The 20348-nt window shown below is 36.7% G+C and carries 23 protein-coding genes; 7 read left to right on the top strand and 16 right to left on the bottom strand.

The window, feature by feature from the left end:
- A partial coding sequence (locus tag BLW28_RS14805; protein ID WP_143036908.1) for a transposase occupies positions 1-220 on the bottom strand: 220 nt, incomplete at its 3' end.
- Positions 221-371: 151 nt separating this feature from the next.
- On the bottom strand, positions 372-1427 hold the full coding sequence (locus BLW28_RS14800; protein WP_073221972.1) for an IS110 family RNA-guided transposase: 1056 nt from the start codon (positions 1425-1427) through the stop codon (positions 372-374).
- A gap of 181 nt (positions 1428-1608) precedes the next feature.
- Here BLW28_RS14800 and BLW28_RS14795 point away from each other — a divergent pair, with 181 nt between their 5' ends.
- Positions 1609-2112 carry a hypothetical protein gene (locus BLW28_RS14795; protein WP_073221970.1) on the top strand — a complete coding sequence of 168 codons (504 nt, stop codon included), beginning with the start codon at positions 1609-1611 and terminating at the stop codon, positions 2110-2112.
- Positions 2113-2252: 140 nt separating this feature from the next.
- Here BLW28_RS14795 and BLW28_RS14790 read toward each other — a convergent pair whose 3' ends face one another.
- On the bottom strand, positions 2253-3116 hold the full coding sequence (locus BLW28_RS14790; RefSeq protein ID WP_073221967.1) for a helix-turn-helix domain-containing protein: 864 nt from the start codon (positions 3114-3116) through the stop codon (positions 2253-2255).
- Positions 3117-3193: 77 nt separating this feature from the next.
- Positions 3194-3913, bottom strand: a complete 720-nt coding sequence (locus BLW28_RS16035; protein ID WP_083540865.1) for a putative quinol monooxygenase — start codon at positions 3911-3913, stop codon at positions 3194-3196.
- A gap of 248 nt (positions 3914-4161) precedes the next feature.
- Here BLW28_RS16035 and BLW28_RS14780 point away from each other — a divergent pair, with 248 nt between their 5' ends.
- Positions 4162-4443, top strand: coding sequence for a helix-turn-helix domain-containing protein (locus BLW28_RS14780; protein ID WP_083540863.1), 282 nt, complete (start codon positions 4162-4164; stop codon positions 4441-4443).
- A gap of 95 nt (positions 4444-4538) precedes the next feature.
- On the opposite strand, the gene BLW28_RS14775 is transcribed toward BLW28_RS14780, so the two are convergent.
- The 3 genes from BLW28_RS14775 to BLW28_RS14765 form a co-directional block, all read right to left on the bottom strand.
- On the bottom strand, positions 4539-5378 hold the full coding sequence (locus BLW28_RS14775) for a universal stress protein (protein WP_073221964.1): 840 nt from the start codon (positions 5376-5378) through the stop codon (positions 4539-4541).
- Between the two features lie 258 nt (positions 5379-5636).
- Complete coding sequence (locus tag BLW28_RS14770; RefSeq protein WP_073221961.1) at positions 5637-6680, bottom strand: response regulator; 1044 nt, start codon at positions 6678-6680, stop codon at positions 5637-5639.
- Between the two features lie 4 nt (positions 6681-6684).
- On the bottom strand, positions 6685-7917 hold the full coding sequence (locus BLW28_RS14765) for a sensor histidine kinase (protein WP_073221958.1): 1233 nt from the start codon (positions 7915-7917) through the stop codon (positions 6685-6687).
- Between the two features lie 111 nt (positions 7918-8028).
- Here BLW28_RS14765 and BLW28_RS14760 point away from each other — a divergent pair, with 111 nt between their 5' ends.
- From BLW28_RS14760 to deoD, 5 genes are all read left to right on the top strand, one after another.
- A complete protein-coding gene (locus tag BLW28_RS14760) occupies positions 8029-8433 on the top strand; it encodes a hypothetical protein (RefSeq protein ID WP_073221955.1) in 405 nt (134 codons plus the stop codon).
- A 74-nt stretch (positions 8434-8507) separates the two neighbouring features.
- Positions 8508-9374, top strand: coding sequence for an RsiV family protein (locus BLW28_RS14755; RefSeq protein WP_073221952.1), 867 nt, complete (start codon positions 8508-8510; stop codon positions 9372-9374).
- Positions 9375-9428: 54 nt separating this feature from the next.
- A complete protein-coding gene (gene trxA / locus BLW28_RS14750; protein ID WP_073221949.1) occupies positions 9429-9761 on the top strand; it encodes a thioredoxin in 333 nt (110 codons plus the stop codon).
- Positions 9724-10398 (top strand): deoxyribose-phosphate aldolase, encoded by a 675-nt coding sequence (gene deoC, locus BLW28_RS14745; RefSeq protein WP_073221947.1) that lies wholly within the window; start codon positions 9724-9726, stop codon positions 10396-10398. Before trxA ends, deoC begins: the two co-directional genes overlap by 38 nt.
- A complete protein-coding gene (gene deoD / locus BLW28_RS14740) occupies positions 10382-11080 on the top strand; it encodes a purine-nucleoside phosphorylase (RefSeq protein ID WP_073221944.1) in 699 nt (232 codons plus the stop codon). The genes deoC and deoD overlap by 17 nt, the downstream gene beginning before the upstream one ends.
- Positions 11081-11268: 188 nt before the next feature.
- On the opposite strand, the gene BLW28_RS14735 is transcribed toward deoD, so the two are convergent.
- From BLW28_RS14735 to BLW28_RS14690, 9 genes are all read right to left on the bottom strand, one after another.
- Entirely contained in the window at positions 11269-12105 is an 837-nt protein-coding gene (locus BLW28_RS14735) for a universal stress protein (protein WP_073221941.1), read from the bottom strand.
- Positions 12106-12117: 12 nt separating this feature from the next.
- Positions 12118-12417, bottom strand: coding sequence for a ribosome hibernation-promoting factor, HPF/YfiA family (hpf, locus tag BLW28_RS14730; protein WP_073221939.1), 300 nt, complete (start codon positions 12415-12417; stop codon positions 12118-12120).
- Between the two features lie 182 nt (positions 12418-12599).
- Positions 12600-12806, bottom strand: a complete 207-nt coding sequence (locus BLW28_RS14725; RefSeq protein WP_073221936.1) for a YgaP family membrane protein — start codon at positions 12804-12806, stop codon at positions 12600-12602.
- A 181-nt stretch (positions 12807-12987) separates the two neighbouring features.
- A complete protein-coding gene (locus tag BLW28_RS14720; protein WP_073221934.1) occupies positions 12988-13293 on the bottom strand; it encodes a hypothetical protein in 306 nt (101 codons plus the stop codon).
- Positions 13294-13371: 78 nt separating this feature from the next.
- Positions 13372-16584, bottom strand: coding sequence for an efflux RND transporter permease subunit (locus tag BLW28_RS14715; protein ID WP_073221931.1), 3213 nt, complete (start codon positions 16582-16584; stop codon positions 13372-13374).
- Positions 16585-16675: 91 nt separating this feature from the next.
- Complete coding sequence (locus BLW28_RS14710; protein ID WP_073221926.1) at positions 16676-17755, bottom strand: efflux RND transporter periplasmic adaptor subunit; 1080 nt, start codon at positions 17753-17755, stop codon at positions 16676-16678.
- 198 nt (positions 17756-17953) lie between these two features.
- Entirely contained in the window at positions 17954-19258 is a 1305-nt protein-coding gene (locus tag BLW28_RS14700; protein WP_073221919.1) for a TolC family protein, read from the bottom strand.
- A gap of 258 nt (positions 19259-19516) precedes the next feature.
- Positions 19517-19906, bottom strand: a complete 390-nt coding sequence (locus tag BLW28_RS14695; RefSeq protein ID WP_073221916.1) for a DUF302 domain-containing protein — start codon at positions 19904-19906, stop codon at positions 19517-19519.
- A 229-nt stretch (positions 19907-20135) separates the two neighbouring features.
- The coding region (locus BLW28_RS14690) for an integrase core domain-containing protein (RefSeq protein WP_143036907.1) at positions 20136-20348 on the bottom strand (213 nt) is incomplete at its 5' end.

Raw genomic sequence — 20348 nt, 5'->3', positions numbered from 1 at the left:
CCAGAGTGGCATACATCTGCTTGAGCTTGCGATTCTCTTCCTCTAGCTCCTTGAGGCGCTTGAGCTCCTTGGAGTTCATTCCAGCATATCTAGAACGCCACTTATAGAAAGTGGCGGGGCTGACCCCATGCTCACGACTGATCTGGTCGACACTCTTTCCATTGTCGAACTCTTTTAAAATCTTTGCAATCTGTTGTGGTGAAAATTTACTTCGTCTCATAATACTGTTTAAAATTAAGATAATTATTCTACTTTTAAACAGTTCGGTTTAAAGGGAAGCTTACATTCCGCCTTCGGCGGAGGCCACCTACATTGTTTTGTGATACAGGTTTTGAATACTTCTTTGTGAGCTTTGTTATCTGTTTATATTATTATTCTATTACTCCTATTGTATAGGGGGTTTCTGTTTTTATTACTGCCAAGGTCCGGCTCAACAATTTACGCGCCACCTTGATTATTATTGATTTGACGTCCTTTCCCAAATGTTTGCGGTAATAGGCCTGCATTATTGGATCCGTCCTGATGGCCTGCCACGCTGCTTCGATAAAATAACTGCGCATCAATCTATGGGCACGCATTGTAATACCGGTGCTCTTTTGGTTGTCGCCACTTTGGTGGATACCCGGTGCCAGGCCAACATAACCCGCCAAATGTTTTATGCTTTTAAAGCGTCGCAGATCGCCAAGCTCGCAGATGATACCGCTGGCCACGATCCCACCTACTCCCGGAATACTTTTTAAGAGATAATAATCCTTCTTGTAATGATTGCGGCAATAGGCACGGATCTTTGAGGACACATCCCGTAGTTCTTGATCGATAAACCTAAAGCTGCGCATCCTGCTATCGAGGGTCTCACGTGCCGATGGATAGACAAATGACAGATCGTCAATCCAGCCACGAAATTTATGGCTCCAGTGGTCGTTATCAAACTCCTCGGGAATAGCAACACCGAAATAAAGCAACTGCATCTTGATATGGCTCTTGATGCGCCTAAAATCCTTTACAAGATCATTGCGCCTTCTAAAGAGACTGCGCAGTTGTTCCCGTTCAATTTCAGGTACATGGATACTTTCCAGCCTGCCATCTTTCAGTTCCCGGCTTATGAGCTGTGCATCGATCTTATCGGTCTTGGTAAAGCGCTCCTTTCCCTTCCGATGAATATCAGCAGGGTTGACCACAAGGGAGGTCCATCCGTACTGTCTAAAACTACGATGGGCATAATAGCCGCAACAGCCAGCTTCATAAGCCGTGGTAACCTCATGGTTAGGAAAATGTTTAGAAACATACTGCTGTAAGACTTCAGGCTTTGGAGGAATGGTAAACGACTTGCCAGCAAAGAGATCTGTAGCACAATGAACTTTCCAGCTCCGCTTGTGAATATCGATGCCAATGTATAACTTTGGTTGGGCAGTGGGTTCAGTTTTCATATCTTATTGTTTTGATGAACTTTAAAGATACGAGACTCGCTGCTTTTTCATAGATGCTAAACGCAATAGCGGGTAAGTGTAAAACTCGATAGTAATTTTATAAACTTAAGGTCAGTTATAAACCGAAAGGCTCGTGCGCCAATCCCGCTACTGCGCTTATACTTGACCGTTGTGCATAATTATGAAAAAACGAATTCTAATAATATTTATCCTGCTGATTTCAATGAAATCTTTCGCTTGTTCTTGCGAATGCAATTGGAATTGTAGATTCGGAGCGATTTCAGATAATCAGGAATTTGTTGCATTAATCAAAGTAATCGAATATTCGGACTTTTTAGAAGACGAAAATTACGACTATGATGGAAAAATGCCTTATTCAATGACTGTAGAAGTAATCAAAAAATATAAAGGCTCTGAAACCCGAAAACGTTTCAAAATTTGGGGCGATAATGGAATGTTATGCCGACCTTATATTGCGGAATTTAAAGTAGGAAAGTACTATTTAATTGCACCTTCCAAAATCGAAAGTGATTCTGACGACGAACAAAACGGAGATTACGTTTTTTTCTCTTGCTGGAATGACTATTTAGAAGTGGATTATGACAAGAAAATTGCTTACGGAGAATACTCTTGGTGGCGGAAAGAAATAACGCTCGAAAAATTTGAAAAAAAACTCGAAAAATAACTATGCACAACAACGGCTATAGTTCATTACGGCTGAAATTCCTATCGGAATTTCATTGCAATTCACTATCTTTCGGCTACGACGGAAAGAATCCTGCGGATTTTTCCGCAACAAATCATAGCCAAACACGTTGTGAGCAATTAATTTGACTCTAGTTTAGCAAAACCAACTGTCTTACGATAAATATCAGGTGATACTCCTACCTTCTTTTTAAAAAAACGACTGAAATAGAATTCATCGTCATAACCTAAAAAAGCAGCAACTTGTTTCACTGGTTTAGAAGTTAGATAAAGTTCTCGTTTCGCCTCAATAATAATCCTATTTGAAATTAAGGATGAAGTCGTTTGATTGAGGTATTTCTTGACGATACCGGCTAAAGTTTTAGGACTTACACATAGTTCATCTGCGTATTCTTGGGGAGAATGGAGTTTGCAATAATTACTCTCTATTGCATCGACTAAATTTTGTAAAATTTCTGTTTTTGAATCTGACGTTCTGGGAGTTAATTGTTGATCAAATTGTTTCTTATGTCTGACCGCTTCAATTAAAAACACTTTTAAAAATGCCACAAGAACTTCATGCTGAGCGATTGAGTCTTTGTCCATCTCTTTCGAAATTTGATCAATCAAATTAAGAAACAGGCTTTGCTCGTTTACAGTAAAATAGGGTAAACCATGGAAATTATTAAAAAGGAATCCCTCGGTCTCTATTTCGTTTTGATGTCTATGTGTACAAAAAAAATCGGGATGAAAATTCAATAAATAACCATGACACTTTTCTTCAGAACGTATCATGAAAGGTTGATACGGAGCCAAACAAATCATTTGATTTCCTTGCAATTCAAAACTTTGAAAATCAACGCTTAGTTCATAGCTAATTCCACATAACAAAACGATAGAATAATAATTTCTTCTTTGTAAATGATCAAACTGGTTTAGGCCGTTGAACTCTTCTAATCTAAACGCAAGTTCCCCGTTTTGTTTGTCTATAATTATTTGGGCCATACTAAATTTATGTTTTAGCTCATTCAAATTTAAAAAAAAAAGGAGTGCTTTTGGCACTCCTTTCTTAAATCAAATATTTATTTTGAAGCTAGAATGTTAATTTTTTGAATTGCTGAAGCATCAAAGTCTTTCAAAATTACAGGCGCATTCTCCATCAACGCTGCTGCTACTTTCCCTGTTAAATGAGCATCTCTGCCAGCGTCATCTGCAAACGTATCGAAAATGGCATAGGTTTCTTCATTGATTTTAAAAGCATACCATGATAAAGTTGCAGGCTCAGAACTTACCAATGACTTGCCCGCTTGTAAGAAATCCTCCACTGCAGATGTCTTTCCTTCTTTGGCTTTCATAATCACCAACAATCCCTTATTCTGATCATCCACTTTATGATTACTTGCTTGAACATCAACAGTCTTAATGTCTCTACTAGGATCAAAACCTTCTAAAAGTTCTTTAGCATTGGCCAATAAGGCTTTTGCCACTTCTCCTTTTAAGTGTGCCTGTCTGCCCTCTTCAGCTTCAAATGTGTCATAAATTCCGAAAGTTTGTTCATCTATTTGAAATGCAAACCAAGATTCAGTTTTTGGTTCTGCATTTACCAATGATAAACCACCTAGAAGAAACTCTTTCACTTCTTGCTCCTTACCTTCTTTCGCTTTCATGATTACTAATAATCCGATGTTTTCATTTTTTGTGTTGTCCATAATATTACTTTTTTTAGATTGAGAAAATGTTTGAATTGTTATCCCTAGAATTAGAACTAAGCTACTTAATTTGATTAAATTTTTAAATTTCATTTTGACTTATTCTTGTTACACTACAAATGTAAAACTAAATAAGAGGCCTTGGAATGGAGATAAGAGACTTAGACATGGACAATTTTCCAGTGACAATGAAGAATGTAAAAAAGCTCATAACACTGTATATGAAATCAAAGCTCCCATTGGGGCGCTACGCTTCATATACTAAACGTTGTACGCAAGCCTATATATGTACTTTCCTGAAATAGGTTGACTAAAAATTAATCATTTAATTACAGTCACTTATGAAAACACAAAAAGAACACTGGCTAAAAAAAAGCTATCAAAAAGCAACCTTAGAGACTAAACTTTTAGTCGTTGATCAAATCTTAAACGGGCAGATTTCTACAAACGCTGCTTCCAAGAAGTACGATGTTCCCAGAACCACCATTACCTATTGGTTAAAAAAATACAGTACCTTAGTGCAACAAAACACAGGTATGAGTAAACAAGATGAGATTAAAAAACTAAAGGAACGCATTGAAGAACTGGAGTTTGTAAAAGTGTACTTTCCTGAAATAGGTTGACTAAAAATTAATCAATTAATTACAGTCACTTATGAAAACAAAAAAAGAACATTGGCTAAAAAAAGCTACATTTTTGGGGAAGGCTACAAAACAACCTATTCATGAAGCACTAAGAAAGGAACTTCTGTGTGGTAATCAATCTTTCCTGAACTGGGTCGCAACATTAAACGCTGTATAAAGTTTAAGTTTTTTGCAACAATAGCAACCATACTTATTTCCCACGTATCGACAAAATCTTGAATACCTGTTTCAATATTCTTATTTTCTAAAAAGTGGAAACTGTGTTTAATTTCCTTAAAGAAATAATGTAAAAACCCTTTATTATCTGTTTGAGCTGCGTTTAAACTAGAATGTTTCGATCTAATATTAAGCACACGCAATGGGGAACTATGTAAATGCAACGCTTCTGAAAGTGTTGTAATTACTCGGTTACGGTAAATACAATTATAATCGGTTGCAAACGCAATGTTCTTAATTCCGGTAAATCTGGCATTTTCGGGTATTACAATAATCGGACATTTTACTTTGGTAATAACATCATATGTATGGCTTCCCATTTCACCTTGATTCGATTGCGAATCGCCTTTGGTCCCCATCAAAATTGTATCAATTTCCTTTTCTACAACCTGCTTTCGGATTGCTTCAATTAAAAGCTTGTCGTCGGTTATAGAATAAAATTTATGATAGGGGTTTTTCGTCAATAATTGACAAGATTCTATTTCTTCCTTTAAAAGTGAAGTTGGATTATACTCTAATTCCTTTCGACTTGAAGATTCAAAAAATGATCTTGAAACTTCAGCCGTTGTAGATTGATTATGCTGTGAAACGTGAAGAAGGTAAAAATTCACCGGAATAGCCGCAAAGTAATCCAACGCATACCGAATGGCATTATGTGAATTCTCCGAGAAATCCGTCGGAATTAATATATTTTTCATCTTTCTTTTTTATTCGCTTGATTAAACAACAGCATTGACCTTTTATATAAAAAACCAATTCGCTTAAGAAAACAAAAGCATCTCTTACTTAAATCTAACCCCTAGATTAAAAGCTGATACTGAAATGCTTAATAACAACAAAAACGTAAAGACAAAGCTATCGGTATAATGCAATACAGAAAATGACAATAATCAGGTTTAAAATAAAAATTCTGATAAAGCTTATAATCAAATGATAATCAGATAAATGAACAATTTCTATTCCATTTCACGTAGACCCTCTGGATTAAGTATATGAATACTCCGACCTTCAATTTCGATGAGTCCATCCTTCTTAAAATCGGATAGGGTTCTAATTAAGCTTTCGGTAGCAATTCCTGCTGTGGTAGCTAAATCACTTCGCGAAATTCGTATTGGAACATTGGGCTTTAAGTTCATTATATCTACAAACTGAAGAATTGTGGCTGCGGTTTTCTTTTTAACCGAACTATAAGCCATACGCAATAACTGTTGTTTAACATCAGATAAATTATCCGATAATAAATTCATCAACTCCAATGATACATCTTGACTTTTTTTCAGTATTTCTACCAAATGGGATTTTGAAATACCAACAATTTCAGAATCTTCCACAGCTGTTGCTGTTTCTTCATACGGATTATTATTATCGAAAGTGGTAAAGCCTAAAAAATCATCGGCTTTATACAGGCCAGTAATAAGTTCTTTGGCGTTTGTATCCATCGTGTGGGTTTTTACAACGCCACGTAGAATTAGGTAAAGGTTATTAGAATGATCGCCTTTTCGGTAAATATTTTCACCTTTTTTGTAGTTCGACTCCTCCCCTTCATCACAAAATAGATTTTTTAATTGGTGTAAATTTTTTGGAGTGTCATCACTTGTTACAACATTCGATTTTTCATTTTCAGCAGTTAAACTTGCTTTTGCCAAACGACTTTCAACAGCACTCATCAACTCATCCTCATCAAAAGGTTTTGTTAGGTAATCGTCGGCACCCAAATCCATTCCTTTTCTAATTTCCTTGTGTTCGGTTTTTGCCGAAAGAAATATAAATGGAATGTGGCGCGTTGTTTCATCTGCCGTAATTGCTTCTAAAACTCCATAACCATCCACTTCGGGCATCATAATATCGCAAATAATAATATTTGGCAAATGTTGTTTCGCTTTTTCTATTCCGCTTCTACCGTTTGGTGCGGTACTTACTTTATAACCGGAAAGTTCTAAAAGTTCAGCAGTGTTTTCGCGAAGTGCCGTATCATCTTCAATCAGCAATATTGTTTTCATCTAACTATTTTTGATTTTTATATGGTATAAAAATGGTGAAGGTACTTCCTTTATTTTCGGTGCTTTCAAAGGTAACATCACCTCCAAGACTTTCTAAATGACTTTTAACTATGTTTAATCCAATACCAGTTCCTTGGTTCAACAAAGCGTTCTCCGCTCTAAAATACCTGTTAAAAATGTGCTTTTGATCCCTTTCAGGAATTCCTATCCCTTCGTCTTTTATTTTGATGGCAAGCTTCTCGTTATTCTCAGATACTGCTACATCAATAGTCGTAAATTCTGAAGAATACTTAATAGCATTGTTAATTAAATTTGTCAAAGAAAGCTCTAGTATTTTCTCATCAAAATTCAAATCAATATCATCAATATTTTCAGGGTAATTTATCCGTTGGCCATCTTTCAACAGCATATTTGAACTGTATATAACCTCATTAATAACTTTACTTAACGGAAAGACATCAAACTTATACGTGGTTTTTCCAGATTCAAGTCTTTCAATAGAAAGAAAATCGTTTAAAATATTGTTTAAGTATTTTACCTTACTTTTTATTGTTTTTAGGTGTTTATCACGTTTATCTTGTTGTTCACTCTCGGTATATTTTGCCGCAAGGGTTGCCGAGGTAAGAATTCCGCTTAACGGTGTTTTAAATTCGTGCGAAACCAGCGAAAGGAACTTAGTTTTCAATTCTCCAAGCTCTCGTTCTTTTCGTAATGACTCTGTAATTTTATGTTCTGCCTTTTCACGTCGCGACACTTCCTCCCTAAGTTCTATTACACTATTCTGAAGCGCAGCCGTACGCTCCACAATTTTCTCTTCTAAAAGGTTATTTAGTTCTACAATTTCCATTTCCTGCTTTTTTCGGACAGAAATATCGGTAACCAATGCCATTACATATCGCGAATCGTCAATAACAAAAGGGTTTAGCCCCGCCTCTACAGGAAATGTACTGCCATCTTTACGGCGGCCATACAAATCGCGACCGTGCCCCATTTGGCGTGGGTCATTTTTCTTTAAATATTCTTTCGCTTTACCCGAGTGTGTTCCGCGGTATTCTCTCGGGATCAACACATTAAGACTTGCTCCAAGCAACTCCCCATTTTCATAACCAAACATCCTGTCGGCTACGTCATTAGAAGCAACAATCTCTTGCGATTGATTCACAATAACGATGCCTTCAGAAATTGCTTCTGAAAGAATTTTAAATATATTTCCTTTTTTATCTTCTAAAACCTTCACCCCCCAAAAGTAAGGTTTTTAAACATTTTAAGCGAACTGATTAATGTCATAAAATACTTCTGAAAATCTCCCTAGCTTTGTAAACGTAAAAATCTGCTTAACAGTTACTTTATGAACACATCAGAGAAACCGCAATTACTTTTTTATCAAAAAATGGGAGAGCTCTTTTATGCAATAGCGGCTGCTGACAATGTAGTGAGAGAAGCAGAGTTCGACGCTTTGAAGAAAATTGTAGCTGAAAAATGGAAAGACTTAGACGATTATGAAGATCCATTTCATACAGACGCAGCACACCAGATTGAAGTGGTTTTTGATTGGTTTGATTATGAAGAATTAGATGCTAGCGATTGCTTTGATAGCTTTGCCGACTATAAAAAAGAACATCCGCAGCTTTTTACAGAAGAAAGAAATCGGTTAATTTGGGAAACAGCAAATGTTATTGCCGGAGCTTTTGCAGATAAAAACAAAAGTGAACTAATTATGCTAGCGAAACTAAAAATAACGCTTGCAGAATAATTGCCATTAAAGAAAAAAACACTTTATTGCATTAAGTTTGTTTTCTTAATTTTATGTTCTAAAATCAAATAAATTTGAAGTCATTTTTACCGCTATTCATTCTTCTGCTATTTATAGGATGCAAAAACGATCCTAAAAAAAACGAAATCGAATCTGAAGTACTACCCACTTCGGAAGAGAAAATAGATTCGTTACAGGTTTCCGACATAGATCTTAAAAACCAAGAACAAAAGCTCATCCTAAAACGAAGAGAGCTTCTCGAGAAAAAAGACCAACGAGCGGAATTAGAAAGCTTAGTAATTTCGAAATCCTTTAGTAAAGAAGGTGAAGGTTTTACGATGGATTTTCAATATCCTTACCTCAATGAGAACATAAATTCTTCGTTTGAAATTTTCAATGAATATATTCAGAAGCATTTTTTAAATACAAAAGAAGTAGAAAAACAAATAAAGGAAGAAAAGCGCCTCTGTGATGCTATGGGAATTCCACACGAAAATGAAAAACGACTTGTGGAGTACAAAATATTTAATCTGAATAATAGATTAATCAGTGTGCTTTTTTACAAAGAAAATCACTATGCGGGAGCTGCTCATGCCAGTTACACTTTTGAAACATTAAATTTTGATTTAGAGCGGTCTTCTTTTATGAATTATGAAGATTTTTTTAACCCAGGAACTGAAGAAGAGCTTCGCGATATTCTGAATGCTTTGCTTACTGAAAAAATAAATTCAGGCGAAATGTATTATGATTGCTGGAGCATTACAGACGACGCATTTTTTGATGCGAAAAACAACTTTGTCGTTACCGATGAAGCTATAGAGTTTTATTTCGACGATTGTGTTATCTGTCCTTCGTATACAGGAACATACTCCATAGAAATACCTTTAGAAATGCTAATGCCCGTTTTACGAAAAAATAAGAAAAATCCAATATACAACTAAGATTCAGGATGCGAGCGTATCCTAATAATCTTCTAACCCCAGAAAGTATATAAAATGAAATACCACGAAATAATTAATTCCGACACGCCTGTACTTGTAGATTTTTTCACCGATTGGTACGGCCCCTGTAAACTTTTATCCCCAATACTTACAGAAGTTAAAAATGAGATTGGCGATATTGTTAAATTTGTAAAAGTCGACGTTTATAAAGATCAATCTTTAGCCACTAAGCTCGAAGTTTGCTCGGTGCCTTCCATGATTTTATTTAAAAACGGAAAACAGGTTTGGAAACGTTGTGGTGCATTACAGAAAAACGAAATAATAGCCCTTATTAACGAACACACCAACAATGAAACTGAATCGGTTTATAGACCAGACTTTACTTAAGGCAACTGCCACATCAGAAGAAATTACCCAACTTTGCAAAGAAGCGATTGCACACAAGTTCTACGCTGTTTGTATAAACGCTTGCTATGTACCATTGGCAAAACAAGAACTAAAAAACTCTGATGTTAAAATAGCTACTGTAATCGGATTTCCTTTAGGTGCCTCCTCTTCAAAATCAAAAGTGGAAGAAGCTGCTGTAGCCATAAATAATGGAGCTGATGAAATTGATATGGTTTTGAATATAGGTTTTTTAAAAAATCAATGGAATGATTTGGTAACGAATGAAATTGAAGAAGTTAAAAAGACAATTGGCTCAAAAATATTAAAAGTAATTCTTGAAACTTGTTACCTAACCGATGATGAAATTAAAATAGCCTGCCAATTGGCTAAAAAAGCAGGAGCCGACTTTGTAAAAACATCTACAGGCTTCGGAACTGCAGGTGCAACAATAAACCACGTAAAATTAATGGCAGATGAAGTGGGTGATAGCTTAAAAATAAAAGCCTCTGGCGGAATAAAAAACGCTGAAACGGCATTACAATATATTGAATTGGGCGTAAGCCGAATAGGAACATCTTCTGGAATTGAAATTGTTTCAAGAACTCTAAAAAATAATAACAATGAGCACACATATTGAAGCTAACCAAGGCGAAATAGCCGAATCGGTTTTATTACCAGGCGATCCATTACGCGCTAAGTGGATAGCTGAAACTTTTCTGGAAGACGCCAAATGTTATAATGAAGTACGGGGTATGTTGGGCTATACAGGAACATTCCGCGGAAAACGGGTTTCTGTACAAGGAACAGGAATGGGAATTCCATCTGCGCTTATATATTGTCACGAACTCATTAACGATTATGGCGTAAAAAACCTAATACGTGTAGGCTCCGCAGGAAGTTATCGTAAAGACATTGACCTTCGCGATATTGTAATTGCAATGGCTGCTTCTTCAACTTCTGGAATTAATAATACACGTTTTGTAAACTCCGACTACTCCCCTACTGCCAATTACGAACTTTTTATGAAGGCGGCTTTATATGCCAGAGAAAACAACATTCCTATAAAAGCAGGAAACGTGCTTTCTAGCGATCAGTTTTACGAAGACAATTTTGACAATTACAAAAAGTGGGCAGAATTTGGTGTGCTTTGTGTTGAAATGGAAGCAGCAGGAATATATACCATCGCGGCTAAATACAACGTGAAAGCACTTGCTATACTCACAATTTCCGACTCTCTTGTTACTGGAGAAGCCACGACCGCCGATGAACGCGAAGGCAGCTTTTCACAAATGATTGAAATTGCTTTAAATACAATATAAACAAGCATTATTATTATTTAAGGAAGACTTATGAATTTCATTTAAAGTGAAAATAAAATCACTTTAATAATGATTTAAAAGCACTATATTTTTCAAGTATAATTCAATAAAAAAGCAGGAATCAAAAAGGATGATTCCTGCTTTTTCTCGTTAATTGAAGTCGATAGCCAATTAACTATGCTTTTTAATTATACTTTAAAAGTCATAACCGGTAAATCGGAGTGGTTTACAACATCTTCCCCAATACTTCCTGAGAAGAAATGAGCTAACCCTTGTCTTCCCTGAGTTGGTAAGGCAATAATATCGGCATTTGCCACTTGACTATATGCAAAAATTCCAGCTTCTACAGAATAATCGTTGTATTGAACAACTTTATTTAAAGTGCTTAATGGATTAGGGTCATTTGCATCTGTTAAAAACTTTAGAATTCTTCGTTCAATTTCTCGGGTACTTCTAAAATCTCCTGCTAGGTTGATGTAGAGCAACTGCATATCAATTCCAAGCATATCAAAAATACGTTTAGCACGCTTGTAAGGTCCAATTGAATTTTCTAAAAAGTCGCAAGCGAAAATACCAGATTTTGGGGCGAAATTTTCGGATCGATGCTTAATCACTAGCACTGGAATTTCAGATGTACGAACAACTTTTTCGGTATTACTACCCACAAAAACCTCCTTCATTCCTGTAGTACCGTGCGACCCCATAACAATAAGGTCGATATCCATTTCTTTAGCAACCGTGTTTATTTCATTAAACTTGGTGTAGTTATGGACTGTGTCGGTAACTTTTATATCTTTTAAATAATCTTTATCTAATAACTCGGCAAATTGCTTTTCGGCCAATCTCATGTAGTACATAGCCTCAAAAACTTCCTTAGATTGATTTCGAGTTACAACAGCATCACTAAGCCCCATCATATGCAGGGCTACAATTTCAGAACCTTGTTCTTTAGCAATTGCAGCTGCCACCTCTAAAGCGTGTTCAGAATGTTTTGAGAAATCTACGGGGACTAATATTTTTTTCATCATTTCTAGGTTTTAATGAGTTGTCATTTTTGCTTTTCTTTTTTTCAATTGCCTTTCTAAATCGAGAATGGTCTCTTTGGCAGCAGCTTCAAACGTAGCATCTGTTGTAGCGGCAAATAATTTTGGTCCAGGAATACTAAGTTCAATTTCGCAAATATTGCCTTTACCATATACGTTATTCTCCATTTTAAAACTAACCTCAGCACGAATAATCCAATCATACTTTTCGGCTAATTTTTGAAGTTTTTTTTCTACATATTCGCTCATTGCCTCACTCGTAGGCATTTTTATATACTGAATATTTATAGTCATACCATTCTTTTTTTATGATTACTTGTCCAAAGATACCTAATATTTCAACGAATGGAAATGACTAAAGTCATATAATATTTAGGTGTACGTTGTGATCTAATTATGAGAATTAGAACAGTTTTAATAAAAAAATCCCGCTAACAATTTCTTGCAGCGGGAATTATATAGAATAACCAGTACAATTAAATACTACAACTATCGCCTCCTTCTCTAACTCCTAACTTTTTAAGAAATTTTTCCATTAAACACCACTGCGTAAAGGATGATTGAAGCAAATTGGCTCCCACAAAGGCCGTAAACCATAAAAAGTTAATGTTTACATAAACAGCTAATAAAACGCTGATTATAACAAATGTTCCCGCTATCGCTCTAATATATCTGTTAATCATAATATTTATAATTTTAAATTTAAACTTAATAACACTTTATTTTAAAAAGAAGTTAAGCCGCTTTCAAAACGTTAGTTAACTACTGGTTTTGCTAAACTATAAGGTGAATTAGTTTTTACATTCGGCTACACCTTCAGTTTAAGTTTCAACTTCTCCTATGCTTTGATTTCTATTTCACCAATTAAATGCTTCGTTCTATCGGAACAACAACCGCATGAATGGGATTATTTGTTTCCAATTTCTCATTGAATTGTATTACCAATGAAAAAAAGACGTCTATCTTTTCATCTTCTGTGAACGAAAAAAACATACTGCTGTCTGCTCCACTTTTTTGAGAAGGAAACCAGCTAGTGTTCATCATAAAGGAGGAAGCATTTTTATATCCTTCAATATCAGAACCGCTGAAGCTCTCGATATTCGATTTTTTAAAAAGTTGTAGTACATCCTTCTCAAACTGGTCTACAACGGTTACGATTAGTAGTTTCATCGGATTATTATTTAATTTTTTAATGTTCTTAATTGATATTTAGAGTTGTGTTTTTACACTACACTCTATATTAAAACCCTATTCGTGGTTTTTGCGTTCAATCATATAATATACCAATGGCACTACCAGCAACGTAAGTACAGTAGAAACAATGGTTCCTCCCATTAGCGAAATTGCTAGACCTTGGAAAATTGGATCAAATAGAATTACGAATGCTCCAATTACAACTGTTCCTGCTGTCAACAAAATTGGAGTCGTTCTAACAGCTCCTGCTTCAATTACGGCCTGTTTTAACGGGATTCCATCTGCTAATCGAAGGTTTACGAAGTCAATCAACAAGACCGAATTTCGTACCATTATTCCGGCTAAGGCAATCATTCCGATGAAGGAAGTAGCGGTGAAAAACGCGCTCAAAAGCCAATGACCAAGCACAATTCCTATTAACGATAACGGTATGGCTACCATCATTACTATGGGTGTTTTAAAGTTTTGGAACCAACCTACAATCAAGATGTAGATAATGATAATTACTCCTAAGAAAGCAATTCCTAAATCACGGAACACTTCTAATGTAATTTGCCATTCGCCATCCCATTTCACTGTAAAGTCATCTTCATATTCTGGTTGCTGCAAGTATAATTCGTTCATTTTATATCCAGCAGGCAAGGCTATCTCATTAAGTTTGTCTGTCATTCCTAAAATAGCATAAACAGGACTTTCCAGTTCACCGGCCATATCGGCTAATACATAAACAACTCGTTTTTGGTTTTTCCTAAATATACTTTTATCACGGATGGTTTCTTCAATATTTACTAAGTCACCTACCGAAACCATATTCCCATTTTTCGAAGCAATTTTTAGCTGAGAAATATCTTGAATAGTAGATTTTTCTTTTTCATCTAGCGCAAGCAATATGCCTACTTGATTGGTAACGTTTTCATCATAAAGATTGGTTACCGGTCTGTTTGAAAGCGCCAAATTCATTGTATACACAATTTGTTGCGGTGCCACGCCGTAGCGCATTGCTTTTTCTTTGTCTATTATAAATTCGTATTCAATTTGATCGTCTTCAACCATCCAATCTACGTCTACAACATCTTGGGTTTCTCTCAAAATGTTTTTGACTTCCTTAGCAACTGCAATTTGTTGGTCGTAATCAGGACCATAAACCTCAGCCACAATTGTTGACATTACTGGTGGCCCAGGTGGAACTTCCACAATTTTCACGTTTGCACCAAACTTCTCCCCTATTTCTTGAATCTGCGGCCGCAATAGTCTAGCGATATCGTGACTTTGAAGTTTTCTATCATCTTTACTTACCAAATTCACTTGAATATCGGCCACATTACTGCCACCACGAAGGTCGTAGTGACGTACCAATCCGTTAAAAGTTATCGGCGCGGAAGTACCTATGTAATTTTGATAATTAACTACCAAAGGTTGCGTTGAAAGATATTGTCCAATCTCCTGAGCTACGACTGCTGTGCGTTCCAAAGTTGTTCCTTCAGGCATGTCTATTACCACTTGCATTTCGTTCTTATTGTCGAAAGGCAGCATTTTTACCGCAACAGATTTTGTAAAGAACATCATCACCGAACCTACAAGCATCAAAACCGTTACTCCTAAAAACACATAACGTATTTTTTTGTTCTCAATAAGCGGAGTTTCAAACTTTGAATATATTCTATAAATCAGCGTTTCTTCCAAAGGCTTTTCCACTTTCGGGGCTTGGCCTTTCCCACCTCGGCGGGCAGGCTTATCTTTTTCACGAAGGAAAATATACCCTAAATAAGGTGTCACGGTTAAAGCCACAAACAACGATAGTATCATTGCTATAGACGCTCCAATTGGCATGGGCGACATATACGGCCCCATCAATCCAGAAACAAACGCCATTGGCAATACTGAAGCAATTACAGTAAACGTTGCAAGTATCGTAGGGTTTCCTACTTCATTAATCGCATAGATAGCAGCTTGCTTAAACGGCAAGCGTTTCATCTTGAAATGTCGGTGCATGTTTTCCGCAATAATAATGGAGTCATCGACGACAATTCCGGTAACGAATACTAATGCGAAAAGTGTAATTCTATTCAGCGTGTAATCGAGTAAATAGTAACTCAGTAATGTAAGTGCAAACGTAATTGGTACCGATAAAAACACTACCAAACCTCCACGCCAGCCCATTGCAAGCATTACAATTAGGGTAACTGCAAAGATAGCTCCCAGCAGGTGCATCAACAGCTCCGAAACTTTTTGCGAAGCAGTTTCACCGTAATTCCGCGTAACTTCCACGTGAACATCGTCTGGAATTAAGTTACTTCGTAAATGATCCACTTTATCCAGTATTACGTCTGCAATTTTCATTGCATCGGCTCCTTTTCTTTTTGCCACGGAAATTGTTACCGCTGGATATTCTGCAGGATACTTTGAAACATTATCGGTAGCACCCCCAAATCCGAAAGAAACGTAGTTCTGTGGAAGTTCAGGTCCGTCAAGAATATTCGCAACTTGTTTTAAATATATTGGTTGATTCTGTTGAACGCCAACGACCAAATTTTCAACATCGGCTAGCGATTTCAGGAAATTTCCTGTTGTAACCAAAAATTCCGTATCATTCTTGTCAAAGCTACCAGAATTTAATTGCTGGTGGTTGGCTTTTATCATTTCGGCAACACCTAAAAAGTCTAAACCACTGGCTGCCAATTTATCTTTATCTAAAACTACGCGTAACTGTCTGTTTCTACCTCCAATTTTGTTTGTAGTGGAAACTTCCTCTACTTTTTCAATTTCTTGCGTAAGCTCGTCTGCAATTTGCTTTAGTTGAAAATCGTCATACGTTTCACTCCAAAGCGTTAGCCCAAGCATTGGTACATCGTCGATAGCTCGTGGTTTAACAAGTGGCATGGTAACACCTGGAGGCATTTGGTCCATATTCTTGTTCATTTCGTTATAAAGTTTCACGAATGAACGCTCAATATCCTCACCTACAAAAAACTGTACGCTCACCATTGCCCCTTCATTAAATGAAGTTGAATACACATATTCTACTCCAGGAATATTTGAAGTTAACTTTTCTAACGGCTTTACGACCCTCGATTCTACTTCGGTAGGGTTTGCGCCAGGATATCCCACAAATATATCGGCCATAGCCACATCTATCTGCGGCTCTTCCTCGCGTGGTATCAAAAACGAGGCCCACACTCCAACGACCATAAACACGATCATCAACAGTACCGTAAGCTTCGAACTTATAAACAACTTGGCAATTTTGCCTGCTAATCCGTCTTTCATTTGTAGAAATTATTTATTATTTTAAGAAGCTTGAATGCCTTAACATTCCCTTTTCTCTTAAATTTATTAGTTAAAACTAGGAACCGTATTCTTATTGCGTAATATTTAATTTGGCGCCGTTGTATAATTTTGAATCCGCAGTAGTTATAAAACGTTCATCTGCAGACAAGCCAGAAAGCACCTCTACCCTATCACCGAAAGTACGACCTAATCGCAACCAACGTAGAATTGCTGTATTGCTTTGGCTTACTGTATAAATACCTGTTAATTGTCCTTGTTTTACCAAAGCTTCCTTTGGAACCATAACAGTAGTGACATCAGTTTTCTTTTCTATTGGAAACTGAACTGTGGCATACATTCCTGAAAGAATATTTGCATCGGTTTTATCCAAAACTACTTTCACCAAATATTGCCCTCCTGTATTTCTAGCGGAAGTGCTTACTTCTGTTACTGTTCCAGGAAGTGTTTTATCTGAAGACTTTACAATCACTTGCACTTCGGATCCAGATTTTATTTTTGAAATCTCACTTTCAGGAACTGAAGCAGTTACTTCAAAATTACCGGGCCCTTCTACCGAAACCAATGGCATTCCAGGATTTGCCATATCGCCAGCCTCAATGAACTTATTGGTTACAATTCCGCTGAAAGGAGCGCGAAGATTCACATAGGCAAATTGCGATTGTACCTCATTTCGCATTTGCTTAGCACCTTCTAATCTAGCTTTTGCCATTTCGTATCGGGCGCGTTGATCGTCAAGTTCTTTCTGACTAGCACTGTTCTCAGCAAATAAATTTTGGAAACGTTGGTAATCCTTTTCAGCATTGTTGAACGCTGCTTGTGCCTCACTAATCCCAGCACTTGTCTGCGCTTGTTTTGCAGAAAGATCAGAGTTATTTATACTTACTAAAAGTTCTCCTTTAGTAACATTTTGTCCCACATTAACGTGGACTTTATCTACAAAGCCCATCATTCGGGTGCTTAACGTGGCGCTGTTTGCAGCTTCTATCTTTCCACTGGCTGTTAAAAACGGACTGTTGTTTTCGGCTGCCACAGAACTAACGGTGACAGAAACGGGCGGTGTTTGATCGAAATTCTTTTCTTCCGAAGAATTACCACAACTAGTAAAGGCTAAAACTGCTGAAAAAAGTATGGATGTATATATAAGTTTCATAGTGATATGTTTGTGTTTATTGCAATTAGTTTTTGTTTTCGTTGGTCCCCCGAATCCCCAAAGGAGAAAGGAGATTTAGTTAAAGGATTTTACTTTTTCGATTTCGACCTGCCTTGTCGGCAGGCAGGTTTCGATTTCGATTTCAATTTCAAAGTTTTATACCTACAAAATCTTGAAGACCTTGCAGGATAGATATATTTAGTTTTTTGTTAGAAATTGCAAGTAAGCTAACGCGTAATTATGTTGAAAAACGGTGTTGAAATACTCCAACTGTTTTTGTGAAAACTGAGTTTCGGCCATTAGCAAATCGGTTGTTCTTTCAAGTCCTTCCTTAAATCTGTTCTTTCGGATTCGCAAAGCTTCTTCAGATTGTTCAAGTGCCATTTCGGTCAGTCTCAGATTGTTTTTGGCATCTGTAAACATTCGCTCGGCTTTGTGGATTTCCAACTTACTTTCCGATTTATATTGTTCCAACTCAAAACTTGCCTTGTTATATTCGGCTTTACTTTTCTGCATTTTCCCGAAGCGTTTGGAACCTTCAAAAATATTCCAGGTCAATGCTGCACCAAACAAGTATCCGTTGGCATCACCTTGAAATATTTGGTCGTCATAGAGTTCGTAACTTCCAAAGGCATTCAGTCGTGGCAAAAAAGTCATTTTATCGGCGTTGTGGTTTTGCCTATACGCTTCCGCAGCAAATTCCATTGCTTTAATATCGGCTCTAGAATCTAGAGAATTTTCGATGGTGACCAATTCCGAAGCAATCGTTAACGAATCCGTTGGCTTCAACACCCCTTCTACATCTTCATTCATAAGCACCTCAAGATATTCTGAAGCATTTATCACATTACTCTTCGCATATTGCAATTGATTTTCTATTTCGGTTACGCGAACTTGCACGGCCAAAACATCACTTTGTTGCAGATAGCCCTGTTTGAAACTATTATTTGCCAAGCGAAAGTTTTCTTCGGCAGCATTCAACGCGGTTTCTAGAACAGCCACGCTTTTGTAAGCAAGTTGTAACTGCATATAGGCTTTTTCGGTTTCAAGAGAAAGATAGTCGCCAGTGCGCGCCAATTGCATTTGTGTTGCTTCCCATTTCGCTTTGGCGGCTTTTCGCTGGTAAATTCCATCCACATTGATAATAGGTTGCTGCACCTCAAATTTGGTTGCATACATGTTTATCTGGGAAGGATTGTTCAGTTTGCTTGGATCAAAATCTGCTGGTGTTACTGTTTCTTGGTTCAACTTGAAGCCAAAAGCCATTAACGGATTGGTTGTGCCCATAGCAGAATGAGAGGCATTGATGTTTGGCAGAAAAACCGCACGAGTCTGATTAAAATCGCCTCTTGCAGAAAGCATTTCCTGCTCCCCTATCTTCAATTTCCTGTTTTGTTGCGACACTTTTTCCAATACTTCCGTTTTGGAAATGGGGACAGTCTGCTGCGCAAAGGCAAATGCAGGTAAAAAACAGAGTAAGGTTAAAAATTTGTTGATTTTCATCTGGCTATATTATTTGTTTTTAGATTTTATACTAAACATCAAATCACTTATTTAACTATTACTTTAAAAGTTAATCGTGGATGTTTCTGTTTTTCTTACTTATTTTGATGCAAACATACTTCTAATATTACGTACAAGTCAGTAACCAATGTTACCAAAGAAATGTCTATTGAAAGATATAGAAAAAGCACCCCTAAGAGTGCTTTTCAAAAACCAAATAAACTATAATCTAGAAACGAACCAACCAAGAAAACGTTCCTAAATATTTTGAATAACTTTGGTTAATTTCTCTCTAACATCTATGGCTATTCCAGCCAAGGAGTCGTTTTGTACCGCCATCATTGAAGCGGCTGGATCTACTGCGGAGATTTCCACAATTCCTGATTCCCGTTCCTGAACAATTACATTGCAAGGCAACATGGTTCCAATTTTATTTTCTGCCTGTAAGGCTTCATATGCCATTCCAGGATTGCATGCCCCGAGGATGGTGTAATTGTAAAAGTCGGCATCCAGCTTCTTTTTCAGCGTAGCTTTGATGTCTATCTCGGTCAATACACCGAACCCCTCTTCTTTCAACGCCGCCACAGTTTTCTCGATGGCATCGGAGAAGTCGGTGTTTTTTAGTGTGGTACTGATGTAATAACTCATGATTTTATTTTTAAATGATTCTACTTAAATGCTTTGATACAAAGATAAGGCTCTTATATGGATAGTTCTGTAACAAAGATTACACAAGAAAAAATTCTTCATAATCATGTAATAAGGCAGCAAAAGTGTAAGCTTCCCCTATTTAGAACTGTTAGTTTTTCCAAATATATAATTTTTTACGTTTTAAAATAGAATGGCTTTCTCTTCATATTGTTTCTTTAAAGCCATTTTATTTTAAAAGGAGCCTAGCGGCAGCGACACGTTTGTTTTCAGCATATTTTACTGGTGGTATTTTCCCTAAGCTATCGTGTGGTCTTTTATGGTTATAATCATCCATCCAAATTTGAGTTTGTTCACGCACTTGGTGTAGGTCTTCAAAAATATATTTGTTTAGCACCCCACGCCTATATGAGCCGTTGAAACGTTCTATAAAAGCATTTTG

Origin of the sequence: Aequorivita viscosa (genome assembly GCF_900106795.1) — a bacterium.
In the GTDB taxonomy this organism is placed as follows: Bacteria; Bacteroidota; Bacteroidia; order Flavobacteriales; family Flavobacteriaceae; genus Aequorivita; species Aequorivita viscosa.
The sequence above is the reverse complement of the archived record's forward strand: the minus strand, read 5'-3'. Positions and strand labels throughout refer to the sequence as shown.

Excerpts from the sequence above, each read along its gene's own strand:
- BLW28_RS14800 (WP_073221972.1), bottom strand. The coding sequence starts at position 1,427 with ATGAAAACTGAACCCACTGCCCAACCAAAGTTATACATTGGCATCGAT.
- BLW28_RS14795 (WP_073221970.1), top strand. The coding sequence starts at position 1,609 with ATGAAAAAACGAATTCTAATAATATTTATCCTGCTGATTTCAATGAAA.
- BLW28_RS14790 (WP_073221967.1), bottom strand. The coding sequence starts at position 3,116 with ATGGCCCAAATAATTATAGACAAACAAAACGGGGAACTTGCGTTTAGA.
- BLW28_RS16035 (WP_083540865.1), bottom strand. The coding sequence starts at position 3,913 with ATGAAATTTAAAAATTTAATCAAATTAAGTAGCTTAGTTCTAATTCTA.
- BLW28_RS14780 (WP_083540863.1), top strand. The coding sequence starts at position 4,162 with ATGAAAACACAAAAAGAACACTGGCTAAAAAAAAGCTATCAAAAAGCA.
- BLW28_RS14775 (WP_073221964.1), bottom strand. The coding sequence starts at position 5,378 with ATGAAAAATATATTAATTCCGACGGATTTCTCGGAGAATTCACATAAT.
- BLW28_RS14770 (WP_073221961.1), bottom strand. The coding sequence starts at position 6,680 with ATGAAAACAATATTGCTGATTGAAGATGATACGGCACTTCGCGAAAAC.
- BLW28_RS14760 (WP_073221955.1), top strand. The coding sequence starts at position 8,029 with ATGAACACATCAGAGAAACCGCAATTACTTTTTTATCAAAAAATGGGA.
- trxA (WP_073221949.1), top strand. The coding sequence starts at position 9,429 with ATGAAATACCACGAAATAATTAATTCCGACACGCCTGTACTTGTAGAT.
- deoC (WP_073221947.1), top strand. The coding sequence starts at position 9,724 with ATGAAACTGAATCGGTTTATAGACCAGACTTTACTTAAGGCAACTGCC.
- deoD (WP_073221944.1), top strand. The coding sequence starts at position 10,382 with ATGAGCACACATATTGAAGCTAACCAAGGCGAAATAGCCGAATCGGTT.
- BLW28_RS14735 (WP_073221941.1), bottom strand. The coding sequence starts at position 12,105 with ATGAAAAAAATATTAGTCCCCGTAGATTTCTCAAAACATTCTGAACAC.
- hpf (WP_073221939.1), bottom strand. The coding sequence starts at position 12,417 with ATGACTATAAATATTCAGTATATAAAAATGCCTACGAGTGAGGCAATG.
- BLW28_RS14725 (WP_073221936.1), bottom strand. The coding sequence starts at position 12,806 with ATGATTAACAGATATATTAGAGCGATAGCGGGAACATTTGTTATAATC.
- BLW28_RS14720 (WP_073221934.1), bottom strand. The coding sequence starts at position 13,293 with ATGAAACTACTAATCGTAACCGTTGTAGACCAGTTTGAGAAGGATGTA.
- BLW28_RS14715 (WP_073221931.1), bottom strand. The coding sequence starts at position 16,584 with ATGAAAGACGGATTAGCAGGCAAAATTGCCAAGTTGTTTATAAGTTCG.
- BLW28_RS14710 (WP_073221926.1), bottom strand. The coding sequence starts at position 17,755 with ATGAAACTTATATATACATCCATACTTTTTTCAGCAGTTTTAGCCTTT.
- BLW28_RS14700 (WP_073221919.1), bottom strand. The coding sequence starts at position 19,258 with ATGAAAATCAACAAATTTTTAACCTTACTCTGTTTTTTACCTGCATTT.
- BLW28_RS14695 (WP_073221916.1), bottom strand. The coding sequence starts at position 19,906 with ATGAGTTATTACATCAGTACCACACTAAAAAACACCGACTTCTCCGAT.